This is a genomic window from Aquirufa sp., from assembly GCF_044342065.1.
Lineage (GTDB): Bacteria > Bacteroidota > Bacteroidia > Cytophagales > Spirosomataceae > Aquirufa.
The window spans coordinates 35,981-59,697 of the sequence record NZ_JBIIQN010000009.1 but is presented as its reverse complement, the minus strand read 5'-3'; the positions used below and the strand labels follow the sequence as shown (position 1 = coordinate 59,697).

Genomic DNA, 23,717 nt, shown 5'->3' with positions numbered 1-23,717 from the left:
ATTTTATGTCCACTTCATCCATATTAAAACAAGATGCCCTGGAGTACCACGCAGGTGGTAAACCCGGGAAAATCGAAGTAAAGCCAACTAAATCAACCGCTACGCAGCGCGACCTTTCTTTAGCATATTCACCTGGTGTAGCAGAACCATGTTTGGAGATTGCGGCCAATGTAGAAAAGGTTTATGATTATACGGCCAAAGGTAATTTGGTAGGTGTTATTTCAAACGGTACCGCTGTTCTTGGTTTAGGGAATATTGGCCCTGAAGCAAGTAAGCCTGTGATGGAAGGGAAGGGAGTTTTGTTTAAAGTATTTTCGGATATCGATGTTTTTGATTTAGAACTTGCATGCACAGATCCGGATCAGTTTGTGGAGACGGTTGTCAACTTAGAACCTACTTTTGGCGGGATTAACCTAGAGGATATCAAATCCCCTGAGTGCTTTGAAATCGAAGAGAAATTGAAAGCGCGATTAAAGATTCCCATCATGCACGATGATCAACATGGTACTGCCATTATCTCATCGGCTGCCTTAATCAATGCGCTAGAAATTGTGGGTAAGAATATCGAAGACGCGCGATTTGTTATTTCTGGCGCTGGAGCTGCGGCAATTTCATGTATTAAACTGTATTTGAAACTTGGCGCGCGCATTGAGAATTTTTACATTTTTGATAAAGATGGATTGGTTTCAAAAGACCGCAACGACCTGAATCAATATTTGGCTCCTCTAGCTGGCCCTGCTGGGAAGTCGGTAACATTAGCGGAAGCTATGCATGGTGCCGATATTTTCTTGGGACTATCAGTTGGCAATATCATAAAACCTGAAATGATTGCATCGATGGCTACCCAACCCATTGTATTTGCCATGGCAAACCCAACGCCTGAGATTGGTTATGATGAAGCAATTGCTGTACGCGATGATTTAATCATGGCTACGGGTCGTTCTGATTTTCCAAATCAAGTGAACAATGTTTTAGGGTTCCCATTCATTTTCCGTGGGGCACTGGATGTACGAGCGACTGAAATTAATGATGAAATGAAATTGGCCGCAGCGAAAGCGCTTGCCTGTTTAGCAAAAAAACCGGTACCTGATATCGTTAATTTGGCATATAATGAAAAGAGCCTAAGTTTTGGTCCCGACTATATCATTCCTAAACCGGTAGATCCTCGGTTAATAACAACCATTTCCATGGCCGTTGCCAAAGCAGCGATGGAGTCTGGTGTGGCTACAAAGCCCATCACAAATTGGGAGGCCTATGAATTGCAATTAGCGAAACGCCTTGGCTTAGATAATCAAGTGATGAAGTTTATCTTTAAACGCGCTAAGAGTAAGCCTAAGCGCATCATTTTCGCAGATGCTGAGAATTTAAAAGTGTTAAAAGCCGTACGCGAAGTGCTCGATGAAGGTATCGCTAAACCGATTTTATTAGGTTCACGTGAAAAGATTCAGGCCATCTGCGAGGAAAATCACGTCGATTTAGGTAACACTGAAATCATGGATTTTAAACATGCGGACAATGCGGAACTCGTTGCCGAGTTTGCAGAGCTGTTTTACGAAAAAAGAAAGCGCCGCGGGGTGACCCGTTGGGAGGCCAATAAACAAGTACGGAAGAGTAATTATTTTGCTGCCATGATGCTAGAGACTAATCGGGCGGATGGGGTGATTAGTGGTTTGACGAAGAATTATCCGGAAACCATTCGACCCGCCTTACAGATAATCGGTAAGCAAAATGGGGTGAAAAAAGTTTCAGGAATGTATTTGCTTCTTTCCCAGAAGGGGCCATTGTTTTTCTCAGATACCACATTGAACTTCGATCCCAGTGTTGAAGATCTTGTCGAAATTACAGAACTGACAGCTAAAGCGGTAAAACGCTTTAATATTGTTCCTCGGATTGCTTTATTGAGTTATTCCAACTTCGGTTCAGCCGATGGGGCAGATGCAATTAAAATGCGTCAAGCCACCCAAATATTACAAGCGAAACATCCCGATTGGATTATTGAAGGGGAGATGCAAGCGCACTTGGCTTTTGATAAAGAGTTGCGCCAACAAAATTACCCCTTTGCTGCTTTAGGGAATGAAACGGCGAATACCTTAATTTTCCCTAATTTGTCTGCGGCGAATATCGCTTACAACTTGTTAAAGGAAGCCGCGGATATTGAATATGTGGGACCTATTTTATTAGGTTTGGCCAAACCTACCCACATCTTACAATTAGGAGCTTCCGTCAGGGAAATTGTGAATATGGTCGCCATCGCGGTCGTGGAAGCACAGTCAACGCGCTAGCACACTGAAAATCCTCGGCTTAATAGCCGGGGATTTTTTATTGCATCCAGTTTGTTCGTAAATCCAACTGTCCTTTGGATGGATTTGGTAGTGCTCGAATCGCTTGTCGACTAAGTTGTTGGATCACCGAGAAAGGTGCTTTTAGGTGGACCGTTTGAAAATTACCACTAGGTGTTTTTCGAGCAACATCCCAGGCCAACATATCTCCATTTTGTATGATTTGAAGTATTTTTTGTGCGTTTTTTGCGAAATTTTCAATGTCAGTTGGCAGCCCATTGACAGCAACTAATTCATCTTTTTCCTGCATGCCCAGTAGTTGACCTAATTCATTAATCGCCGACTTTGATTGAATGACAGCTCGTTTAGTTTCGGAATTAATTGACAGGCCTTGTACATCAAATCCCAGGGTTTTTACTTCCTCCTTTTGGTTTGAATCCCAGGTATAACCGATTTGTTGAAGCCATGTTTGAATAGGAAGGGCTTTGGTTCCTGCTACATAGGATTGAAAAAAGTTATCAAGCTCAGGTAAATGTGTGATTTGAATGATTTTATCAAAAAGCTCAGCGTCTTTAAATGACTTATTAGCGCCATATTCTTTTGATAAAGCCTGTAGTAGTAATTGATTGTTCCATTTGCCTTGGCTCAATCTACGAAGGGTTATGTCTAAACCAAAACCAATTAATGCTCCTTTTTGGTACACATTCGCATATTGATCTTTGTATTTGCCTAAGACTTGTTTACTCATTGAAGTAAAGGAGACATCCTGTTTGTATTGCATCTCATCGGTTTCTTTCTTCTCTTGAATGGTGCGGAAAAACGAATCGGCATCTATTAACTTCCCTTTCAATTGCATGTGATGTGCAGCGTATTCGGTTAGACCCTCATACAGCCAAAGATGTTCTGACATTTTCGGATCATTGAAATCGAAATTGCCGATTTCTTCCGAATGCACGGAGAGTGGGGTCACTATATGGAAAAATTCATGTGCACATACATCGCGTATGGTCTGTCCTAGGTCCTCAATATTTCCTTCAGGCAAGTAGTAAAAGGAAGAAAGCGTATGCTCAAGTGCCCCGTAACTTCCGCCTTTTAAGTTGTCCGAAAGAACAATGAGGAATGCATACCGCTTAACGGGTAATTTTCCACCTAAATAGTTTCTTTGAGCGATAAGCAAGGGACGAATGTTTTCAGCAACTTCTTCAGCGGTGATTTTTTCATTAGGCGAATAGACAGAAATCAAGATATCTGTTTCTGGAAATTGAATACTGGCTGTATCGGCAGGACTGTAAAGAATAGGGGCATCCACTAAACTTTGGTAGTTGGCACTTGTAAATACATCCCGGTTACCTTTTCCTGTGTTAACTAATGAAGTTGCTCCAAATAAATGCTTCGGTCTTTCGATCGTTAATTGAACTGAATTTTTTTCTTGTCCGGCTACATACCCTAAAAAACCGTGCACATTGAATGCAAATGTGGTATCTTTTTGAATATTGGTGCCCGCAGGTTCGAAAATATATTCCCCTTTAATCTCAGGGCTATCCCAAGTATCGTTTACTTCATATTCAATACGGTCTAATCGGCCGACCTGGTCTATTTGATACTGGTTGATGTTTTTTTGCTTGACTGGAAGCATTTGTCCATCCTTGGCAATGGCTTTAAAGCTTTGAATATAACGCCCAAAATCATAGTTGGCATACGTTCCTGGCACTTGTTTGGGGAAAGAGAAAACAATGCTATTTTCGGTTTGTTTCGGTAAAATTACCTTCACCTTAACCCGATCTTGTCGTATATTATTTAAATCGACATGATAATGGAATCCTTGCCCAAAACAAGTTGTACATACTAGGAAAAACAGGCTAATTTTTATAATTAATCGCATCTTTAGGGTCTATTTTTTGAATTAATTGTGTAGGTATATAAATCATCAGGCTTACCAAAAGCATGGTTCCCAGGTTTACTAAAAGCCATGTAAGGACATCCCATTGAATGGGTACTGAAGACATGTAATAATTTTCAGGATCTAATGGAATGATTTGATAAAAATCTTGTACCCAACAAAATCCTGCAGCAAGGAGATTGGCCAGAATTAATCCTCTCAACAAAATGAAGAATCCATTCCACCAAAATATCTGCCTAATTTGACTTTGGTTACAACCTAATGAACTTAATAAGCCGATCATCGGTACGCGTTCCATGATAAGAACCCATAAGGTGGCGATCAAGTTGAAGCATGCGACCAGCATTAATAAACTGATGAATATGATGATATTTCGGTCAAGCATTTTCATCCAGTCATAGAGTTCGGGATATAATTCTTCACTCGTTTCTAATTTCCATTCATGAGGAAGGGTTTTTAGGAGTTGGTTGGGGTCAACGGCAGATTTCAAATGGATTTCATAGGTTCCAATGGAATCAGCTGTCCACCGACTCATTTTTTGTACCCAGTTACGATCGGCTAACACCATCAGTTTATCCATTTCCTCTAAACCCGTTTCATAGATACCGCTTACTTTGACTTTCCGAGGCCGTTCAGGTTGGCTTAAAAAATACAAAATTAAGGATTGATTCAGTTTGACTTTTAGTTGTTTTGATAAGCTTTTACTAATAATGATATCTTGCGAATTTTTAAGTTGGGAAGATCCTTCACGCATGTTTTCTGCCATTTGTTTGGCTGGCATATCGTCGCCGATTCCCTTAATTACGACTCCAGACATATTTTCTTTGCCTACTACAATGGCAGGTTTCTGCACATGTGCTTGAATATGGTCAATACTGGGATGCTGGCTCATGCGTTTTTCCCAAGCAATATTTCTAGCCATGGGTGATTCTGCCAGCGAGTGATTTTCTGAAATTTGGCTGATACGTATATCCCCTGAAAAACTCAGCATTTTACTTAAAATTGCCTGTTTAAAGCCGAATAAGATGGCAAAAGAAATTAAAATAATACCGGTTCCCATAGCAATTGTACCTATCCCAACGTAGGTTACCGTCTTAGAAAAAGAGGTCTCATTCGTACTGCGTATTCGCTTGGCAATAAATAATGGGAAATTCACCGGTTTCTTATTTCTAAATTTTATCGGATATTTGGTTAGTATAAACCAACGCGCAAAGAAAATGGGATTGCTTCGAAACTACAAACTTATCCTTGGATTGTTTTTCGGCCTAAGCCAAATCGCTTATAGCCAAATCATGCCAGGTGCTTATCACACGGATCAATATCTGCGTTTATTGAAGGGAAAGCATGTTGCCTTGGTAGTTAACCACACGTCGGTAATTGGCAAAACGCATTTGGCAGATAGTTTATTAGCCTTAGGAATTCAGGTAAAGCGCATTTTTGCACCCGAACATGGCTTTAGAGGTACAGCAGATGCCGGTGCTCATATCGATAATGAAGTGGATTCTAAGACGGGTTTGCCTTTGGTGTCTTTGTATGGCAAGCATAAGAAACCTACGCCAGAGGATTTTAAGGGGATAGATGTCGTGATTTTTGATATTCAAGATGTAGGTGCGCGCTTTTACACCTTTAGTTCAACCTTGTTATATGTCCAAGAAGCTTGTGCTGAGAATAAAGTAAAATTGCTTGTTTTCGATCGTCCAAATCCGAATGGCCACTACGTTGATGGGCCCGTTTTAGATCCAAGTCGCTTTGCATCTTTTGTGGGTCTAACCGCAATTCCTGTTGTCCATGGATTAACAATGGGCGAATATGCGAAGATGTTGAATGGGGAAGGCTGGTTGGCAAATCGGGTTATTTGTGATTTGCAAGTCATACCAGTTTCGAATTATACGCACAAGAGCACATACCAAGTACCTATTGCCCCATCACCTAATTTGCCCAATGATCAATCAATCGGTTTATATCCATCCATTTGTTTACTCGAACCTACCATTGTGAGTGTAGGACGTGGAACACAAACCCAATTTCAGGTGGTAGGTACGCCTAATTCAGCTGCTGGAAGTTATACATTCACGCCTGTACCTACTCCAGGTGCCATGGATCCACCTTTAAAGGGTCAATTGTGTTATGGTCTGGACTTACGCTCGGTCGATACGCGTTCCTTGGGATTTAGTTTACGTTTCCTCATGGAGATGTTTACAAAGACGGGAGGAAAAGAGTCTTTCTTCACTTCGCCTTCATTTTTTGATAAGTTGGCCGGAACTGATGGAATTCGTTTGGGTTTATTAGCAGGTAAATCGGAGACAGAAATACGAGCATCTTGGGAGCCAGCCCTGCGTACGTATAAAGAAATGCGGAAGCGTTACTTAATTTATCAGGATTAGTTTTCGGTTTTTACTCAGAAATTGCGACCTTTGCCGTTTATTTTTAAGTAAAAACAGACATGGCGGAAAAGATTCTTATTCTTGATTTCGGTTCTCAGGTAACGCAACTCATTGCGCGCCGAATTCGTGAGGCACAGGTTTATTGTGAAATCCATCCTTTTAATCACATTCCTACCATCGACGAGTCGGTGAAAGGAATTATATTATCGGGAAGTCCTTGTTCTGTTCGTGAGGAAGATTCTCCGCGTGTTGATTTAAGCCTGTTTGGTAACTTACCTATTTTAGGTATTTGCTATGGGGCACAATTGTTGGCCCATCAGGGCGGAGGCTCTGTTCAAAATTCGGGACATCGCGAATACGGACGTGCGCACATGACAAGTGTAAAGGACAGTCCTTTATTGAAAGGTTTATCGGCGACCGGTCAAGTGTGGATGTCTCATGGAGATACCATCATGGAATTGCCGGCGGAATATGAATTAATAGGATCAACCGAGACGGTTCGTGTGGCAGCTTTTGCGCATGTATCAAAACCGATTTTTGGGATTCAATTTCATCCGGAAGTTACTCACTCAACCGAGGGGAGTATTTTGATTCAAAACTTTGTGTTGGGCATTTGTGGCTGCGCGCCTACGTGGACATCGGATTCATTTGTTGACCGTACGGTAGCTGAATTGAAGGCTAAAATTGGCTCGGATAAAGTGGTTCTGGGTTTATCCGGTGGGGTTGATAGTTCTGTGGCTGCGGTTTTATTGCATCAAGCGATTGGAAAGAATCTATACTGTATTTTCGTTGATAATGGATTGTTGCGTAAAGATGAATTTGAGCAAGTATTAGCGTCATATCATACGTTGGGGTTGAATGTAAAAGGGGTGAATTCCAAACAACGATTTTATGATGCCTTAAAAGGATTATCTGATCCGGAGTTGAAGCGTAAGGCGATAGGGAAGACATTTATTGAGGTTTTTGATGAGGAGGCGCATTTGATTGAAGGTGTTTCTTGGTTAGGCCAAGGGACCATTTATCCGGATAAGATTGAATCGGTTTCTTTGAAAGGGCCCAGTGCAACCATTAAGTCGCACCACAATGTGGGAGGATTACCCGATTTCATGAAGTTGAAGATTGTAGAACCTTTAGATGCTTTATTTAAGGATGAGGTTCGTTTGGTAGGAAAAACATTAGGTATTCCAAAAGATATTTTGGGTCGGCACCCATTCCCAGGTCCGGGATTAGGTATCCGAATTTTGGGTGATATCACGCCGGAGAAGGTAGCTATTTTGCAAAAAGTAGATGCCATTTTCATCAATGGATTGAAATCTGAGGGACTTTACGATGATGTTTGGCAAGCAGGAGCGATTTTGTTGCCAGTACAGTCGGTAGGTGTCATGGGCGACGAGCGTACGTATGAGCAAGTAGTTGCATTACGTGCAGTGACGAGTGTGGATGGTATGACGGCCGACTGGTGTCATTTGCCTTATCCATTTTTGGGGCGTATTTCGAATGAAATTATTAATCAGGTCAAAGGTGTCAACCGTGTGGTGTATGATATTTCGTCTAAACCACCTGCCACGATTGAGTGGGAATAAAACTAAACGATAGACGCCTAACGTCTAATCGCCGCATTTCATGCGTCTCAAACTTTGGCAATCCAGTAAGGTTTGCCAAAGAAAAAACACGCCAAGGTCCAACTTCTAACGTCTAACGTCTTACGTCTAAAGTCTAATCGCCGCATTTCATGCGTCTCAAACTTTGGCAATCCAGTAAGGTTTGCCAAAGAAAAAACACACCAAGGTCCAAGGTCCAACGTCTAACGTCCAACGTCTTACGTCTAAAGTCTAATCGCCGCATTTCATGCGTCTCAAACTTTGGCAATCCAGTAAGGTTTGCCAAAGAAAAAACACGCCAAGGTCCAAGGTCCAAGGTCCAACGTCTAACGTCCAACGTCTAACGTCTAACGACTATTTTACCATCAAACTTGCCAAATACACCACAGTTTCGGTTGCCTTGTGCATATCTTGAACAGAAACCCATTCTTGTTTGCTGTGGAATGCATGTTCACCTGCAAAAATGTTAGGGCAGGGAAGGCCCATAAAAGTTAATCGAGATCCATCAGTTCCTCCTCTTATCGATCGTTTTTCTGGATTAAGACCGGCTAATCGCATAGCTTCCATGGCTAAATCCATGCAGTGAGGGTAATGTTGTAGGACCTCATACATGTTTCGGTATTGCTCTTTTTGTTCGAAACGAATCGTTGATTTGGGATATTTTAATAGAACGGAATGAGCAATTTGCTTTATCATATCACCGTATTCTTTTAACTTTTGGGAATCAAAATCCCGTAAAATAAAATCAATCTGAGCTTCCTCTACATGACCAGAAATGTCGGTGGGGTGGATAAAGCCCTGTTTTTCTTCAGTTGTTTCGGGGCTGCAGGTATCTTGGGGTAAATGGGCGATAATTTCGGCTGCAATTTTAATGGCGCTTTCCATGCGCCCTTTCGCAAAACCAGGATGCTGCGATACGCCTTTAATGAAAATATGGAAACTATCGGCTGAGAAGGTTTCATTTTCTAGGTGTCCGCGTTTTTCACCGTCCAACGTATAGCCAAATTGGGCATCGATTTTCGACAAGTTAATATGATCTGTGCCACGCCCTATTTCTTCGTCGGGTGTAAATATGATGGTGATAGGTCCATGAGGAACTTCAGGATGCTTTGTCCAAAAAGTGACAGCATCCATGATTTCTGCAATGCCAGCTTTATTATCAGCACCCAATAAGGTCAATCCACTGGCACTAATGATGTCATTCCCCATTTGCTCAGATAGATCGGGATGCTCAGAAAGGCGAATTATTACCTTGGGATCGTCAGGTAATAGGAGATCTTGGCCTTGATAGTTATGATGAATGATGGGTTTTACATTTTCGCCGGAACAATCAGGCGAGGTATCCATGTGCGAGCAGAAAAATATTCCAGGAATAGCCTGCTCCACATTGCTGGGCAAGTGCGCATATACATAGCCAAATTCATCCATTTCAGCATTTTGAATTCCCAACGCTTGCAATTCATGAACCAAAATTTTAGCTAAGTTTTTCTGTTTTGATGTAGATGGACAATGTAAAGAAAGGGGGTCTGATTGTGTATCAATTTGGACGTATTGAAGAAATCGATCTTGTGAACTAAATGAGTAACTTTTGAATAATTCAGAGATAAGAGCCATAAATCCAATATTTTTTGAAATATGCGAAGAAAAAATTGTGTTAAATAAATTTATTTTAATAGGATTAATAAAGGTAAGCAACCTTTCAAAATATCGTATTATCTTAGGGGCTTGAATTTGGAGCACAGCATTAATCTGTCTCTTTATTACCTGACCTTATACAAAATATTTATTAAGCTTATGTCTCAAAATGCAGTAATCAATGTGGATGGTAAGAGTTTTGAACTACCTACTTTAGAAGGAACAGAACATGAAAAAGCCATCGATATCGCCAAGTTACGTGATTTGACAGGTTATGTTACCTACGATCCGGGTTATAAAAATACAGGAGCCACAAAAAGTGCAATTACTTTTTTAGATGGTGAAGAAGGAATTTTAAGGCATTGTGGGTATAGTATAGAGGAGTTGGCCGACAAGGCGAGTTTCTTAGAAGTTGCCTACCTTTTATTACATGGTGAATTACCTTCGCAGGCTCAATTAGATGCTTTTGAGGCGGCAGTTCAAAAATATACGGTTGCGAATCAAGCTTTGTTGAACATTGCACACGTTATTCCTACCTCAACGCACCCAATGAGTGAATTGTCTGCTTTAGTAGGTTTAATGGAGGGACAGTATTCAACGGATCAGAAAGAAGATAACATCTTACGTTTGTTGGCTGCTTTGCCCATTTTTGCCGCTTGGAATTACAAGAAAAGCATTGGGGAAGGAATTGTAGCTCCTGATCAGACGTTGGATTATTGCTCCAACTTCTTGAAAATGATGTTTGCAAAACCCGGTGAGGCGTATGAGGTAAATTCCATTGTTTCAAAAGCGTTGAATAAGTTATTAATCTTACATGCAGACCATGAGCAAAACTGCTCCACGTCTACCGTTCGTTTGATTGGGTCATCTCATGCTAACTTGTTTTCAAGTATCTCTGGTGGAATTATGGCCTTGTTTGGTCCCTTACACGGAGGTGCAAACCAAGCGGTTATCGAGATGTTGGAAGAGATTAAGCAAGCCGGTGGTGATACCGCGAAGTTTATTGCCATGGCGAAGGACAAAAATTCGGGGTTCCGCCTAATGGGTTTCGGTCACCGCGTTTATAAAAACTTTGATCCTCGCGCCCGCATCATTAAAAAAGCGGCAGATGATGTATTGACAGCATTGGGTGTCCAAGATCCAATTTTGAAAATTGCCCAAGAGTTGGAAGCAGCAGCTTTAAGTGATGAGTATTTCGTTGCACGTAAATTATATCCAAACGTAGATTTTTATTCGGGTATTATTTACCGCGCTTTGGGTATTCCTACCAACATGTTTACGATTCTTTTCGCAATTGGTCGTCTTCCTGGTTGGATTGCCCAACATCAAGAAATGATGACAAATAAAGAGCCTATTGGTCGTCCTCGTCAAATTTATGTAGGTGCTACCCCACGTGCATTTGTTGACATTAACAAGCGTTAATCGGTATTTATCTAGATTTAAAAAGGCCCTCTAAATGAGGGCCTTTTTGTTTTAAAGGTAATTGAGGTTACTTTTGCCATCGATGAAGCTTATACTATACGGATCTTTTTTTCTTTTCTTCGGAAGTACAATTCTGAAGGCACAAACACAAACGGGTAAGGCAACGTATTACCATATGCGTTTTTGGGGAAGGAAAACAACTTCAGGCGAGCCATATCATCCTTATGTTTTTTCAGCGGCACATCGTACCCTTCCGTTTGGTACCTGGGTTGAAGTTGAGTTGCCTAAAACAGGTAAGAAAACGCTTGTACGCATTAATGACAGAGGGCCATTTATACGGGGTGGACTCATCGATTTATCCCTTGTTGCTGCTGAAGCATTAGGCTTAGTTCCCATGGGTGTTTCTAGCGTAATCGTACGTCCTTTGACTAATGATGAATTGACTGATTCAGTTAAAATTGCCTTTTTCAAGCGGGATTCTTTGGCCAAAGTAGAACATCCAACACCTTATGGAGCCAAGTCTCCCCAAAAGAAAAAGCGTAAGAAACGTTAATGTAAATAAATTTCGATGCGTCGATTTTGTTTTCTTTCTGCCGGCGTAGGGTTTTTGATTTTGGGCATTGTATTGCCAAAACCCACAGTTTTTATTCGTTGGGCATCCACATTCATTCGCATCAACGCCAATTTAATGCTGAGCGCGCGTTTTTCAGATAGGATAAAATTATTTTCAATAGTTCCCACTTCATCGGTATGCCCTTGAATTTCAACAGTCATTTTAGGGTGTTGTGCGAGGTATTCTCCTAATTGCTTTAAGCTCAAAGGAATTTGTTCCAATTGCCACGCATTGGTTTCAAATTCAATATCATCAAAGTTTAACTTTTCAAACAGAACAATAGGCTTTGGGTCTTCAAAGGTCGAGTCAGGGATAAATACACGTACAATCCCCAAGTCCTGATTGGGCTTACCTAATTTTCTAGAAATGTAATAATATTCTTCTTTTTCACTGGGGCTTATACCTGCATCATGATAGTCTGAGTTTATTGAGCCAATTGCTTTCGACGTTTTCCCTTTCCATGGATAGGGAATCTGATAAAAGTCTAATCCTCCCATGCCACCTTTTTTATTACTTGAAAACACGAATCGTTGCTTATTTTGTAATAAAAAGGGGCCTTGCTCATCTTCTGGGCTATTAATTTCTGAGCCTAAATTTACAGGAAAGCCCCATTGGTTAAATTCATCTTTACTGGATATCCATAAGTCACGTTTTCCTAATCCACCTGGTCTATCAGAGGCAAAAAATAGATGTTTCCCGTCCGAAGTTAGGTGCGGTTGACCTTCCCAATCATGACTATTTACTCGGAAACCTAAGTTTTTTGGCTTAGTCCAAGAACCCTCAATCCAATGTGTTTCGTATAAATCACATCCGCCAAATGAATTTGGATATTCACAACCAGAAAAAATCATATGCAATCCATCCTTTGAAAAGGTGGGAGTGCCTTCGTTATTTTCTTGATTTAATTCTGTAATGGGGATAGGGGATTCAAATTTTCCATCTGACCAATTAGCCATGTATATTTCTTCATCTGAATTCAGTTCTTTTCGAACAGTGAAATACAACTTTTGTTGATTTGGGAGAAACTGGGGAAAATACTGCGTACGGAATTCGTTGATACCAGGGTCGATGGATTGTACAGTAATTGAATCGATAGGCTCAAATAAAGTCACGAAAGGGATGAGCCAGGCTATCATATCGCTATGGTATTTGTAAAAACTTGTGTGTTTGAACTGAGATCTGCCAAGATGGATTAGCTTTCACGAAATCGACAATTAATGGATTCATGCTAGCTTGTTTCGACCATTCAGGTTGTAGGTAGCGATATGCGTTTGGGTTGATTTTATCGACCCAATCATTAGCCCATTCTACATCAGAAGCGTGGTAAATGACAACTTTTAACTCATCAACGTGGGGTAAAATACGGGTATTAGGTTCTTTGAATTTTTTGGGTGAAAAACAAATCCAATCCCAAGAACCGGTAAATTCTTCACATACCCCTGAAGTTTCAATGTGTGTCCGGAAACCGGCTTCTTGAAAGGATTCTGTTAAGGCATGTAAATCATGCATAAGTGGTTCTCCGCCCGTAATGACGACGATTCTTCCTGGATAGGTTAATGCTTCAGCTAATAAAGTATCTACTGATTTCACAGGATGCGTATCCACTGGCCACGATTCTTTGACATCACACCAGTGACAACCCACGTCACAACCACCTAAACGAATAAAATAAGCTGCATGTCCCTGATACTTCCCTTCGCCTTGAATCGTGTAAAAAGATTCCATGACGGGATATTCAAAATCGCCTCTTTTTAAAACTGATTTTATATCTTTGGTCTTTAATTGCATGTTCGCCTAAATTCAGCGTAAAAATACGGGTTGAATTGTAATTTAACTAATTAGGATTCGTTCTTACTCATTGAGTGAATTCTTTTTTTTGTTTCATGATACAAAGATCTTTTTCTCGAACCTTTATTTCGCTTTTCTTGGGGGGATTTATTGCCCTTGGATTAAGTGGATGCTGGTCGGCACGTTGTCCGCGTGAAACATGTCGTGTCCGTGTGGAGCATCGGCATGGTGAAAAATATTTTCGACCACATGAAGCATTTTCTTGGATGTGGACACCACGTTATAAACATGTTCGTTCTGTTTCATATGCCGAGTTGGCCAATAAAACGTCGAAACCTAAACGAATTTGGAATCGAATTTTTAAACCGACACCAAAAGTTTCAGCTCAAAAGCCTCGATAAATATGCCAAAAATTCATCTGGCCGCCGGGGTTTTAAATCAAACCCCATTAGATTGGGAAGGTAATTACCAGCGGATAAAGGCTGCCATTCAAGTGGCGCAGGGTGCTGGGGCTAATCTCCTATGTTTGCCTGAAATGTGTTTGACTGGCTATGGTTGTGAAGATCAATTCTTTTCACCATTTACCCAACAAAAGGCTCAGGAATACCTAGAAAAATTACTTGTTTATTCCGCAGATATCGTATTGTTGGTCGGTTTACCCTACCGTTTTGAATCAAATCTATACAATGTTATTGGCGTACTGTATAAGGGGAAAGTACAGGCATACATTCCTAAACAATATTTAGCCAATGAGGGCTTGCATTATGAGGCACGCTGGTTTACCGCATGGCCAGCAGGTAAAAGAACATCTGTCGATGGAATTCCTTTTGGGGACTATCGCTTGGGAATAGGTGAAATAAGTTTTGGAATTGAAATTTGTCAAGACGCCTGGGAAGGGGATAATCGACCTGCACATGCCTTAGCAAAAAGAGGGGTTTCATTTATTTGTAACCCTACGGCCTCACATTTTTCCTTTGCTAAGTCGAAGGTTCGTAAAAAATTAGCTTTAGAAGGGGCAAAAATTATTCAGGGTGGCTATGTTTTTGCCAACTTACTTGGCAATGAATCTGGACGGACGATATTTGATGGAGATGCTTACTTGGTTCAAAATGGTCAAACTTTAGCACAAACTTCGCGTTTTTCATTTCAGGATTCTCAGGTCATTGCGCATACGTTTGATGTACGTGAGTTTACCAATCCTGCTGATGATTTAATTCATATGGGGCCATTTATCTGCCCAAAATCGCAAAATATTTCTTCAGAAGTGCCTTCTTGGGAAGCGGATAAGTATAGTAAGGATGAAGAATTTGCTCGTTCCATAGCTTTGGGTTTATGGGATTATTTACGTAAATCTCATTCCAATGGATTTGTTATTTCATTATCTGGTGGAGCTGATTCGTCAGCCATTGCATCATTATGCGCTACAGCCGTTCATTTAGCGGCTTTAGAATTAGGTTGGTCAGGCATTCAAAGTCGTTTGGCCTATATTCCATGGATCTCTTCGTGTTTGAATGAAAAGGAATTTATTGGAAAATTGATCACTACGCTTTATCAAGGCACGGTTAATTCTTCGGAGGAAACGAGAAAATCTGCTGCTGAATTAGCGGGTTGTATCGGAAGTGCGCACCATGAAATTGAGATTGATTCCTTGGTTCAAGGTTATCAAGCATTAATAGAAAAAACGATTCAGCGACCCTTAACTTGGGCGGAAGACGATATTACCTTGCAGAATGTTCAAGCGCGTGTTCGTGCTCCGAGTGCTTGGATGCTTGCCAACATTAAAAATGCCTTATTGTTAGCTACCAGTAATCGTTCTGAGGCCAGCGTAGGTTATGCAACGATGGATGGAGATACTTCGGGTTCGATATCGCCTATTGCCGGAATCGATAAAACCTATTTACGTTCTTGGTTGAAATGGATGGAGAAAATAGGCTTAGATGGTTCTTGGCGAATTTCTGGACTTTCTTATGTTAACCGCTTGGAGCCTAGTGCAGAGTTGCGTCCTTTAGATACTAAACAAGTAGACGAAGAAGATTTGATGCCTTATTCAATTTTAAATTCCTTGGAGCGCTGGTCATTTTATGAGCATCAAAGTCCTGCGGCTTGTTTTGAATCCTTGAAAAATGGGTATGGATCTTTGTTTTCTGAAAAGCAGCTAAATGGATTTATTCATCGGTTTTTCAGTTTATGGGCACGGAATCAATGGAAGCGGGAACGTTATGCACCAGGATTCCATGTTGATGATTACAGTTTAGACCCCAAATCGTGGTTACGATTCCCGATTTTATCTGCTGGATTAGAAAAAGATTTACCACAATAAACGTATATGCATTTAGTTGTAGACATCGGTAACACAGATATCGTCTGTGGTTTTTATACCTCAGAGGGGTGGCAAGTACATTTACGCACTCCCACGCATCAGCCTTGGACAGCGATTCGATTAGAACATTGGATTCAAAAGGAATTAACAGAAAAAGGTTTTGAAAACATTGTGGTTGAATCGGTATTAATTAGCTCTGTGGTCCCGCCTGTTTTGATTCAAATTCAAAAAGGTTTGGAACATTGGGTTGGCTTTCCAGTAAAAATCATGGGCCCTGATTTATACAAGTCATTGCCTATACAAGTACTTAGTCCTGATGAGATTGGGGCTGATTTGGTCGCTAATTCAGTATATGCTCATCACCATTATTCCTCCGATGTGTTAATTGTTGATTTTGGTACTGCATTAACGTTTACTTTGGTAGACCAAAGTGGAAAAATGCAAGGTGTTTCTATTGCTCCGGGCTTAAAAACAGCGGTTAAATCTTTGTTTTCGCAGACCGCCCAATTACCCGAAGTACCTCTTGAAATGCCCGAATCCGCTTTGGGATTTGATACCGTTTCAGCCATTCAATCTGGGATATTATGGGGTTATGTGGGAATGGTTAAGGAAATGATCGCCCGTGTTAATGCAGAACGGAACGCGCAGGTTAAAGTTATCGCAACGGGTGGCTTGTCGTCAATTTTAACGCCATTGGAGCAATATTTTGACGAGGTAAATAAATTGATAACGCTGGAAGGCTTACGGATAATTGCTCAATTATAGAATGAATACCCCGAAAGATCTTGGTTTTTATTTCCCAGCTGAATGGGAAAAACATGAATCCACTTGGATTACTTTTCCCCACAATGATCACTCATGGCAAGGAGATAAGTTGGCCGACATGTACCCTGAATATTTTGCTTTAATTAAAGCTATCTCAACGGGCGAGCTTGTGAATATTCAAGTACATAATGATTCATTAGCCGAATTTATAAGAACTCAATTACCAATTTATGAAATAGATGCCAATCAAATACGTCTACATATTCAACCTACGAATGATGCTTGGTGTCGTGATCATGGACCAGCTATTTTGGTGAATGCGAAAAGTAAGGATCGGATGATTGTGGATTGGGGATATAATGCTTGGGGAGGGAAATATCCGCCATTTGATTCGGATAATGAATCTCCATCTCGCCTTGCGGAAATACTGGGTTTACCCAAAATGACACCAGGGATTATAATGGAAGGGGGGTCCGTGGACTTCAATGGGGCAGGAACCGTATTAACAAGTCGCTCTTGTTTATTAAATCCGAATCGGAATCCTCATTTATCTCAGAAGGAAATCGAACAATATTTATGTGATTTTTATGGTGTAGAGCAGGTTTTGTGGGTTTCAGATGGGATTGTGGGGGATGATACGGATGGCCATATTGACGATACCGTTCGATTTGTAAATGAGGATACCGTTATCGCGATGATAGAGCCTGATCAAAATGATGATAATCATGCCGTTTTGGCTCGGAATTTAGACGAATTAAGAGCAATGCGTTTACTTAATGGAAATGCATTGAACATAATTGAGATTCCTATGCCTGCTGCCGTTGTAATTGATGATTTCCGAGCGCCGGGTTCTTATGCCAATTTTTACATTTGCAATGCGGGTGTTCTGGTACCTATTTTTGATTGTCTACAAGATGCATATGCATTGAAAACGCTAGCGCAATTTTTTCCAGATAGGCCCGTTATAGGACTTTCTGCAAAGAAAATTATTTGGGGACAGGGAAGTTTTCACTGTTTAACCCAACAAGAACCAGCCGCTAGAAATGTATAAACTCACTTATTTTTTTATCCTCGTGTCCATGTTAGCTTGTCGGCGAACAGTGGTGCCCCAAGTGGATGTTCAAAAAAATGCGTTAGTAAAAACTGAAAAACCCAGGGATATATCCGTGCAGTTAAAAGCAATTAAGGCTACGGACATACAAGAAAATATAAGTTTTCAGGATGAACTTTGGATTGAATATAATGTGGTCGCTATTCAATCTGGCAAAATTATTCGACTTGAGACGGCATCACGTTTTTTGGGTGGCATTAAACAAGGGGCAAAAATTAATTTGGATTCGATTCCTCCTTTGAAAATTTCGTTGAATCCCGGCGAGCAGGTAGGCATTCAGGTTTCTCTTTGGGAATTAGATGACTATACGAAAGACCAACATTTATTGCATCAAGTAAATCGTTGGGGCGGAATGCTTCAAGTTCCCTTGATGATTCTTGATTGGAGTGCTTTAACAAATCCTGTTTCTTGGTTTATGTGGGGAACTCGAATTGGGAGCGTAGGTTTAGCTTATTGGGCTAAACAAGATGGCCGGGATTTATTAGGCGTTTCAGAATTGCAGTGGGATTGGTCAGTTTTACCCAAAGGACAAGTTACCCGATTTAAACGCGGAAATTGGAAAGGAGGGAAGCAAGGTTTGAATGCTTTCCAGTATTCCTATTCCTATGAGATTCATGTAAATGAATAAATAATTTGGCCGGTAAATTGCAGGTTTTTGTGTAATTTTGTCGACTTATGTGTATGAGAATTAGAAAATGTATAGGCATGATTCCATTTAAGTGTACGCTTTGGTTTTTATGTTTGATTTCCTTTACCATGTGGGGGCAACAGGCAGCGCCTATACAATTGGGAAACAAGAAAATACCCTTAACTGTTTTTGAAAAGGATTATCGTCGATTGCTGGAAAGTGATAGTATTAAGTCTGGCAACAAACAGAAATTCTTATCAGATTACATTGATTATCAATTAAAAATTTTAGCTGCAGAAGATGCTAAAATTCCGGAATCACCAGCTTTTATTGAAGAATATCAAAGTTTTCGCAAGGAATTAGCCAGTCCCTACTTGGTTGATGCCGAGAAATCTGAAGCTTTAGTCAAGCAAGCTTATGAACGGCAGAAAATCGAAAAGCAACTAGCGCATATCTTGGTAAAATTACCGGTCACGCCCACAGTAGGAGATACGCTTATTGCTTATCAAAAAATTGATAATATTCGTAAGAAGATTTTAGCAGGAGAGCCATTTGAAGATTTGGCAAAGAAATATTCTGAAGATGAAATTTCGGCCCCCAAAGGTGGAAATATTGGTTACTATACAAGCTTACAGTCACAATATTCTTTTGAAAATGCTTTTTATGGTATTGATAAAGGCCAAATTTCAGGAATTGTACGTACATCAACGGGCTATCATCTAATTAAAATTTTGGATGTTCGTCCTAATCAAGGTAAAATTCGCCTGGCTCATATATTGGTCTCTGTACCTGTGAATGCACCTGCGAATTTACAGGTTGATGCAAAAAACCGGATTGATCAAGTTCAAAAATATTTAGAGAAGGGGGAGGAATCTTTTGATTTGATTTGTAAAAATTATTCTGAAGATCCTTATTCTAAAGCCCGAGGAGGTGAATTACGTCGTTGGTATTTTTCGTCTGATCTATCTGAAGAATTACAAAATAAACTTTTTTCTATTCAACGATTGGGGGATTATACGGAACCTATTCGGACCAATTTAGGTTGGCAAATTTTCAAACTATTAGATAAAAAACCATTACTGAGTTACGATGAAATGGCTGAGTTTTTACGTCAAAAAGTAGTAACAGATCCAGAGCGTAGTGCTATTATTCGTAATTCATTTATGAGACGAGTGAAGGAAGAGAATAAGGTGTCTATTGATTCAGCGGCTGAGAAAATCGCCATAGAAAGATTTTCACTCGATCGTACAGGCGATGAATTTTATTTAAAAATGCCATTATTAAAGGTCTTAGAGAAGACATGGACGATTCAGGAGTTCTATCAGTTTGTTATTGACCAACAAAAGAAGAAATTAAAGTCTTTGGGATATTTACCATCTATTTCTATGAGTTCATGGCTTGAGCAGTTTGCTGATTTGCATTCACTCGAGCAGGAAGAGAAGAATTTGGAGAATAAATACCCTGCATTTAGGGATCAAATGCAAGAATTTTTTGAAGGTAATTTATATAGTAAGATTGTAGATCAAGAGATTTTTGAAAAGTCCTTGGATAGTTTGAGTCAACAAGCATATTATAAATCACATCAAGCTCAATTTACAATGCCATTGCGCGTAAAAGCTAAAATTATTGATGCTGATACGCCTAAGACCTTATCTGAGGCCTCAGAACTATTGTCGAAAGCTCCCTATCCGATGAATAAAAGATTGCCTGATGTGTCTTTTGCACTAGGTAAATCAGAATTGAATGATGCGGCGGTTAAGATTTCACAGGAGTTGTTCATGTTGATGGCCAAAAACCGGGACTATATTATTGAACTTGCTGGTTATCATGATGCCAGTGAGGCAGATTCAATGTCTGATTCTCGTGTAAATAAGCTAGTAAATTATTTGGTGAAAAAAGGCATTAGCTCTACCCGCATCAATGAAAAAGTGGAAGGTACCCTGAAACCTGTTTCTACCTCTGATAAGTCTAAGAACGCGCGTGTAGCCATTAAGTTTTATTCACAATCTATGGAAGATGTAATCAAGCGCTTTAATGCGATTAAACCGAAAAGTTTAATCGCCGAGGAAGGATATTATGTCAAAGGTCAAAATGCCTTATTAGATGGAATCGCTTGGGAGGTAGGGAAGCAAACGAAAGAGGTAAATGGCCGTCAAGTTTATATAGAAATCAGTCAATTGGAGCCTGAGCGTTTAAAGCGATTTGATGAGTCACGTAGTTCGGTTATTCGTGATTTACAGGTGCAATTGGAAAAAGATTGGTTATCTAATTTGAAACAGCGTTTTCCGGTAGTCTTACCAATGGAGGAGTTGAATCGTATTATGCAATAGAAAAATGAAATATATGAAATTGAAAGGGTATTTGTTGGGAATCGGGGTGTTTTTGGTTGGTTTGAATGCTCGTGCACAAGAGGCAGATAAACCTATTTTGATTGATAAAATTATTGCCAAAGTAGATAATAATTTTATTCTTAAATCTGAGGTGGAGCAACAATACAGTCAATATTTAACAAGCGGACAAGCCAATACCCCAAATCGATGTCAGATATTAGAAGGTTTGGTGGTTAATAAATTAATGCTGGCCAAAGCTGAAATAGATTCTGTTATCGTAGATGAAAAGCGAATTGATTTAGAATTGAGTTCGCGCATGGATCAAATGGAGGCGCAATATGGTTCTGCCAAGAATATTGTGGAAGCTTACGGTAAGTCGATCGTTAATTTGAAGGAGGATTTGCGCTTGTCTTTGAAGGAACAATTGACAGGCCGAAAAATGCAAGAGAAAATCACCAGTGATGTGAAAATTACCCCGAAAGAGGTTAAAGCGTTTTTTTCTCGTATACCAACGGACTCCTTACCTTATTTACCTTCTGAGGTCGAGGTAGGTCATATCGTTCGATTAGCAAAGCCTAATAAAACACAAAAATCGGAGTTGGTAAGTCGTTTGTTGGATTATCGCCGCAGGATTGAAAAAGGCGAGTCGTTTGAAGAATTAGCAAAATTGTATTCAGAGGATTTGGGAAGTGGAAAGCGCGGAGGAGATTTGGGATTTTCGAAACGTGGACAGATGGTTGCCCCTTTTGAGGCGGCTGCTTTGAAGTTAAAGCCCAATCAAATGTCTGATGTAGTTGAATCAGAGTTTGGATACCACTTAATTCAATTATTGGCTATTCGTGGTCAGGAATATCATGCACGCCATATTTTAATTCGACCTGATTATCAAAAATTGGATTTGACAGAGCCAACTAATTTTTTGGATAGCTTACGGATTATTGTCCAACGAGATTCTTTGTCGTTTGATAAGGCTGCCCGCGAGTATTCTGAAGATAAAATGACACAGGATGCCGGTGGATTATTGTTGGATATGGATTCACGTTCTACGCGCATGCCATTTGATGGAACCATGGAACCTGGTTTGTATTTCTCATTGGATTCGATGAGTGTTGGCACCATTTCTAGGCCAATTCCATACCGTACTGAAGATGGTCGTTCAGCAGTTCGTATTTTATATTTCAAGGCGAAACATCCTCCGCATTTTGCCAATTTGAAGGATGATTACCAAAAGATTGCCAACATTGCATTAACGCGAAAGAAGAATGATGCGATTGAATCATGGTTTATGAAAGCGAAGGAAGACGTTTTTATATTTATAGACGATGAATATAAGGGGTGTAATGTACTGAGTGGGAGCGTGATAGATAATTGATTGGACGTTAGACGTTGGACGTTGGACTCTTTTGTTAGTTGAATATTTCTGTAGAGACGCGATACTTCGCGTCTTTTTTTTGATTTTCATATTCAGAAAACAGCTTAATTCATTATACCGTTGAATGAAAAAAGACGCGATGTATCGCGTCTCTAATGTCTAAAGTCCAACGTCTAATGTCCAACGTCTAATGTCCAACGTCTAATGTCCAACGTCTAATGTCCAACGTCTAATGTCCAAAGTCCAACGTCTAATGTCCAACGTCTAACGTCCAACGTCTAATGCCCAACGTCCAACGTCTAACGTCTAATGTCCAATGTCTAACATCCAATGTCTAAACTGCCACTGGCGCCTTAATTCCTGGGTAAGGATCATATCCTTCCAAAGTAAAGTCTTCATACTTAAACTCGAATATATCTTTAACCTCAGGATTGATTTTCATGATAGGTAAGGCTCTGGGCGTTCTAGTCAATTGTAAATCAACTTGTTCCATATGGTTGCTGTATAAATGGGTGTCTCCCCCGGTCCATACAAAATCACCTACTCCTAATTCACAGACCTGAGCAATCATCATCGTTAATAGGGCATAAGAAGCAATATTGAATGGAACACCTAAGAATACATCTGCTGAGCGCTGGTATAACTGACAAGATAGCTTTCCATTTGCTACATAAAATTGAAAAAATGCGTGGCATGGCATCAAGGCCATTTTAGGTAAGTCGGCAACATTCCATGCACTCACAATAATTCTACGTGAATCTGGGTTTGTTTTCAAGGTGTGAACAGCATCCTTAATTTGGTCGATCACTACACCGTTGGGGCCTTCCCAACTACGCCATTGTTTACCGTATACAGGGCCTAGGTCACCATTCTCATCTGCCCACTCATCCCAAATGCGAACGCTATTTTCAGTTAAGTACCCAATGTTGGTTTCTCCTTTTAAGAACCACAAAAGCTCATGAATGATCGATTTTACGTGTACTTTCTTGGTGGTAACCAAAGGAAAACCTTCTTCTAAATTGAAGCGCATTTGGTAGCCAAAAACACTTGTTGTTCCCGTTCCTGTACGATCTGATTTGAATGTGCCGTTATCTTTAATATGCGTGAGTAAATCTAAATATGCTTGCATGTTAGGCTTTGAAGGTTTCCCCGTTTAATAGTAATGAATGTGTAATGTTTGAAGAGGGCTCTAATTGAGCTGTTGCTGAACAGTATTTGTCCATCGAAAGTTGGATGGCTTTAAGCGCCTTACTACCATCTATTTGACCCTTTAGTTCAAATTGTATATTGATGTTCCGGAAAGGAGTTTTTTCAGTACCTTCAATCTTCTCGCGATCACCTTGAACTCGAATTTGAAAGTCCTCGATTAGTTGTCTTTGTTTTTTAAGAATTAAAATCACGTCAATTGCCGTACATCCTCCCAAACCCATTAGTAAAAGTTCCATGGGCCGTGCACCTGCATTATGCCCTCCTATTCCTTCTGCCGCATCAATTTGCACGGGAATGGGAGAGGAGCCTAAAGCTTCAAAGTGAAAATCTTGATCTTTTCGATGTAATATAACTTCCATT

General features: G+C 40.2%; 19 protein-coding genes. 12 read left to right on the top strand and 7 right to left on the bottom strand.

Translation table 11 applies throughout. The annotated features are described in order from the left end of the window. Positions 1-5 precede the first annotated feature (5 nt). Entirely contained in the window at positions 6-2,282 is a 2,277-nt protein-coding gene (locus ACIQZ2_RS05290; protein WP_395767805.1) for an NADP-dependent malic enzyme, read from the top strand. 37 nt (positions 2,283-2,319) lie between these two features. Here ACIQZ2_RS05290 and ACIQZ2_RS05285 read toward each other — a convergent pair whose 3' ends face one another. Further along, positions 2,320-4,161 carry a peptidase M61 gene (locus ACIQZ2_RS05285; RefSeq protein ID WP_395767804.1) on the bottom strand — a complete coding sequence of 614 codons (1,842 nt, stop codon included), beginning with the start codon at positions 4,159-4,161 and terminating at the stop codon, positions 2,320-2,322. Next, on the bottom strand, positions 4,139-5,335 hold the full coding sequence (locus tag ACIQZ2_RS05280) for an ABC transporter permease (protein ID WP_395767803.1): 1,197 nt from the start codon (positions 5,333-5,335) through the stop codon (positions 4,139-4,141). The genes ACIQZ2_RS05285 and ACIQZ2_RS05280 overlap by 23 nt, the downstream gene beginning before the upstream one ends. A 61-nt stretch (positions 5,336-5,396) precedes the next feature. On the opposite strand from ACIQZ2_RS05280, the gene ACIQZ2_RS05275 reads away from it, so the two are divergent. Both ACIQZ2_RS05275 and guaA read left to right on the top strand, forming a co-directional pair. Further along, the gene (locus ACIQZ2_RS05275; RefSeq protein WP_395767802.1) at positions 5,397-6,563 is read left to right on the top strand and encodes an exo-beta-N-acetylmuramidase NamZ domain-containing protein; all 1,167 of its coding nucleotides are present in this window, start codon (positions 5,397-5,399) and stop codon (positions 6,561-6,563) included. 59 nt (positions 6,564-6,622) lie between these two features. After that, complete coding sequence (gene guaA, locus ACIQZ2_RS05270) at positions 6,623-8,146, top strand: glutamine-hydrolyzing GMP synthase (protein WP_395767801.1); 1,524 nt, start codon at positions 6,623-6,625, stop codon at positions 8,144-8,146. Positions 8,147-8,518: 372 nt separating this feature from the next. On the opposite strand, the gene pepT is transcribed toward guaA, so the two are convergent. Next, positions 8,519-9,778, bottom strand: a complete 1,260-nt coding sequence (gene pepT / locus ACIQZ2_RS05265; RefSeq protein ID WP_395767800.1) for a peptidase T — start codon at positions 9,776-9,778, stop codon at positions 8,519-8,521. 180 nt (positions 9,779-9,958) lie between these two features. Between pepT and ACIQZ2_RS05260 the strand changes: the two genes are divergently transcribed. Both ACIQZ2_RS05260 and ACIQZ2_RS05255 read left to right on the top strand, forming a co-directional pair. Then, a complete protein-coding gene (locus ACIQZ2_RS05260; RefSeq protein WP_395767799.1) occupies positions 9,959-11,221 on the top strand; it encodes a citrate synthase in 1,263 nt (420 codons plus the stop codon). 82 nt (positions 11,222-11,303) lie between these two features. Further along, on the top strand, positions 11,304-11,774 hold the full coding sequence (locus ACIQZ2_RS05255; protein ID WP_395767798.1) for a septal ring lytic transglycosylase RlpA family protein: 471 nt from the start codon (positions 11,304-11,306) through the stop codon (positions 11,772-11,774). Here the strand turns inward: ACIQZ2_RS05255 and ACIQZ2_RS05250 are convergent. Further along, positions 11,771-12,970 (bottom strand): OmpA family protein, encoded by a 1,200-nt coding sequence (locus ACIQZ2_RS05250; protein WP_395767797.1) that lies wholly within the window; start codon positions 12,968-12,970, stop codon positions 11,771-11,773. The two genes, ACIQZ2_RS05255 and ACIQZ2_RS05250, sit on opposite strands and share 4 nt — an antisense overlap. A 4-nt stretch (positions 12,971-12,974) precedes the next feature. Beyond that, positions 12,975-13,622, bottom strand: coding sequence for a 7-carboxy-7-deazaguanine synthase QueE (locus ACIQZ2_RS05245; RefSeq protein WP_395767796.1), 648 nt, complete (start codon positions 13,620-13,622; stop codon positions 12,975-12,977). A gap of 95 nt (positions 13,623-13,717) precedes the next feature. On the opposite strand from ACIQZ2_RS05245, the gene ACIQZ2_RS05240 reads away from it, so the two are divergent. The 7 genes from ACIQZ2_RS05240 to ACIQZ2_RS05210 are packed head-to-tail and all read left to right on the top strand — an operon-like array spanning position 13,718 to position 22,148. After that, positions 13,718-14,023: a hypothetical protein gene (locus ACIQZ2_RS05240; protein WP_395767795.1), complete on the top strand. Its 306-nt coding sequence runs from the start codon at positions 13,718-13,720 to the stop codon at positions 14,021-14,023. Positions 14,024-14,025: 2 nt separating this feature from the next. Then, positions 14,026-15,942 (top strand): NAD(+) synthase, encoded by a 1,917-nt coding sequence (gene nadE / locus ACIQZ2_RS05235; RefSeq protein WP_395767794.1) that lies wholly within the window; start codon positions 14,026-14,028, stop codon positions 15,940-15,942. 6 nt (positions 15,943-15,948) lie between these two features. Then, the gene (locus ACIQZ2_RS05230) at positions 15,949-16,707 is read left to right on the top strand and encodes a type III pantothenate kinase (RefSeq protein WP_395767793.1); all 759 of its coding nucleotides are present in this window, start codon (positions 15,949-15,951) and stop codon (positions 16,705-16,707) included. Position 16,708: 1 nt separating this feature from the next. Beyond that, complete coding sequence (locus ACIQZ2_RS05225) at positions 16,709-17,758, top strand: agmatine/peptidylarginine deiminase (RefSeq protein ID WP_395767792.1); 1,050 nt, start codon at positions 16,709-16,711, stop codon at positions 17,756-17,758. Further along, on the top strand, positions 17,751-18,446 hold the full coding sequence (locus tag ACIQZ2_RS05220) for a hypothetical protein (protein WP_395767791.1): 696 nt from the start codon (positions 17,751-17,753) through the stop codon (positions 18,444-18,446). Before ACIQZ2_RS05225 ends, ACIQZ2_RS05220 begins: the two co-directional genes overlap by 8 nt. 53 nt (positions 18,447-18,499) lie before the next feature. After that, positions 18,500-20,776 (top strand): peptidylprolyl isomerase, encoded by a 2,277-nt coding sequence (locus ACIQZ2_RS05215; RefSeq protein WP_395767790.1) that lies wholly within the window; start codon positions 18,500-18,502, stop codon positions 20,774-20,776. Positions 20,777-20,780: 4 nt separating this feature from the next. Beyond that, positions 20,781-22,148 (top strand): peptidylprolyl isomerase, encoded by a 1,368-nt coding sequence (locus ACIQZ2_RS05210; RefSeq protein WP_395767789.1) that lies wholly within the window; start codon positions 20,781-20,783, stop codon positions 22,146-22,148. A 334-nt stretch (positions 22,149-22,482) separates the two neighbouring features. On the opposite strand, the gene ACIQZ2_RS05205 is transcribed toward ACIQZ2_RS05210, so the two are convergent. Together ACIQZ2_RS05205 and ACIQZ2_RS05200 are read right to left on the bottom strand one after the other, a co-directional pair. Next, entirely contained in the window at positions 22,483-23,277 is a 795-nt protein-coding gene (locus tag ACIQZ2_RS05205) for a thymidylate synthase (protein ID WP_395767788.1), read from the bottom strand. 1 nt (position 23,278) lies between these two features. Next, entirely contained in the window at positions 23,279-23,716 is a 438-nt protein-coding gene (locus tag ACIQZ2_RS05200) for an OsmC family protein (RefSeq protein ID WP_395767787.1), read from the bottom strand. Position 23,717 lies beyond the last annotated feature (1 nt).

What these genes read in the sequence shown, in the direction of transcription:
- ACIQZ2_RS05290 (WP_395767805.1), top strand. Translation starts at nt 6, where the DNA reads ATGTCCACTTCATCCATATTAAAACAAGATGCCCTGGAGTACCACGCA.
- ACIQZ2_RS05285 (WP_395767804.1), bottom strand. Translation starts at nt 4,161, where the DNA reads ATGCGATTAATTATAAAAATTAGCCTGTTTTTCCTAGTATGTACAACT.
- ACIQZ2_RS05275 (WP_395767802.1), top strand. Translation starts at nt 5,397, where the DNA reads ATGGGATTGCTTCGAAACTACAAACTTATCCTTGGATTGTTTTTCGGC.
- guaA (WP_395767801.1), top strand. Translation starts at nt 6,623, where the DNA reads ATGGCGGAAAAGATTCTTATTCTTGATTTCGGTTCTCAGGTAACGCAA.
- pepT (WP_395767800.1), bottom strand. Translation starts at nt 9,778, where the DNA reads ATGGCTCTTATCTCTGAATTATTCAAAAGTTACTCATTTAGTTCACAA.
- ACIQZ2_RS05260 (WP_395767799.1), top strand. Translation starts at nt 9,959, where the DNA reads ATGTCTCAAAATGCAGTAATCAATGTGGATGGTAAGAGTTTTGAACTA.
- ACIQZ2_RS05255 (WP_395767798.1), top strand. Translation starts at nt 11,304, where the DNA reads ATGAAGCTTATACTATACGGATCTTTTTTTCTTTTCTTCGGAAGTACA.
- ACIQZ2_RS05250 (WP_395767797.1), bottom strand. Translation starts at nt 12,970, where the DNA reads ATGATAGCCTGGCTCATCCCTTTCGTGACTTTATTTGAGCCTATCGAT.
- ACIQZ2_RS05245 (WP_395767796.1), bottom strand. Translation starts at nt 13,622, where the DNA reads ATGCAATTAAAGACCAAAGATATAAAATCAGTTTTAAAAAGAGGCGAT.
- ACIQZ2_RS05240 (WP_395767795.1), top strand. Translation starts at nt 13,718, where the DNA reads ATGATACAAAGATCTTTTTCTCGAACCTTTATTTCGCTTTTCTTGGGG.
- nadE (WP_395767794.1), top strand. Translation starts at nt 14,026, where the DNA reads ATGCCAAAAATTCATCTGGCCGCCGGGGTTTTAAATCAAACCCCATTA.
- ACIQZ2_RS05230 (WP_395767793.1), top strand. Translation starts at nt 15,949, where the DNA reads ATGCATTTAGTTGTAGACATCGGTAACACAGATATCGTCTGTGGTTTT.
- ACIQZ2_RS05225 (WP_395767792.1), top strand. Translation starts at nt 16,709, where the DNA reads ATGAATACCCCGAAAGATCTTGGTTTTTATTTCCCAGCTGAATGGGAA.
- ACIQZ2_RS05220 (WP_395767791.1), top strand. Translation starts at nt 17,751, where the DNA reads ATGTATAAACTCACTTATTTTTTTATCCTCGTGTCCATGTTAGCTTGT.
- ACIQZ2_RS05215 (WP_395767790.1), top strand. Translation starts at nt 18,500, where the DNA reads ATGAGAATTAGAAAATGTATAGGCATGATTCCATTTAAGTGTACGCTT.
- ACIQZ2_RS05210 (WP_395767789.1), top strand. Translation starts at nt 20,781, where the DNA reads ATGAAATATATGAAATTGAAAGGGTATTTGTTGGGAATCGGGGTGTTT.
- ACIQZ2_RS05205 (WP_395767788.1), bottom strand. Translation starts at nt 23,277, where the DNA reads ATGCAAGCATATTTAGATTTACTCACGCATATTAAAGATAACGGCACA.
- ACIQZ2_RS05200 (WP_395767787.1), bottom strand. Translation starts at nt 23,716, where the DNA reads ATGGAAGTTATATTACATCGAAAAGATCAAGATTTTCACTTTGAAGCT.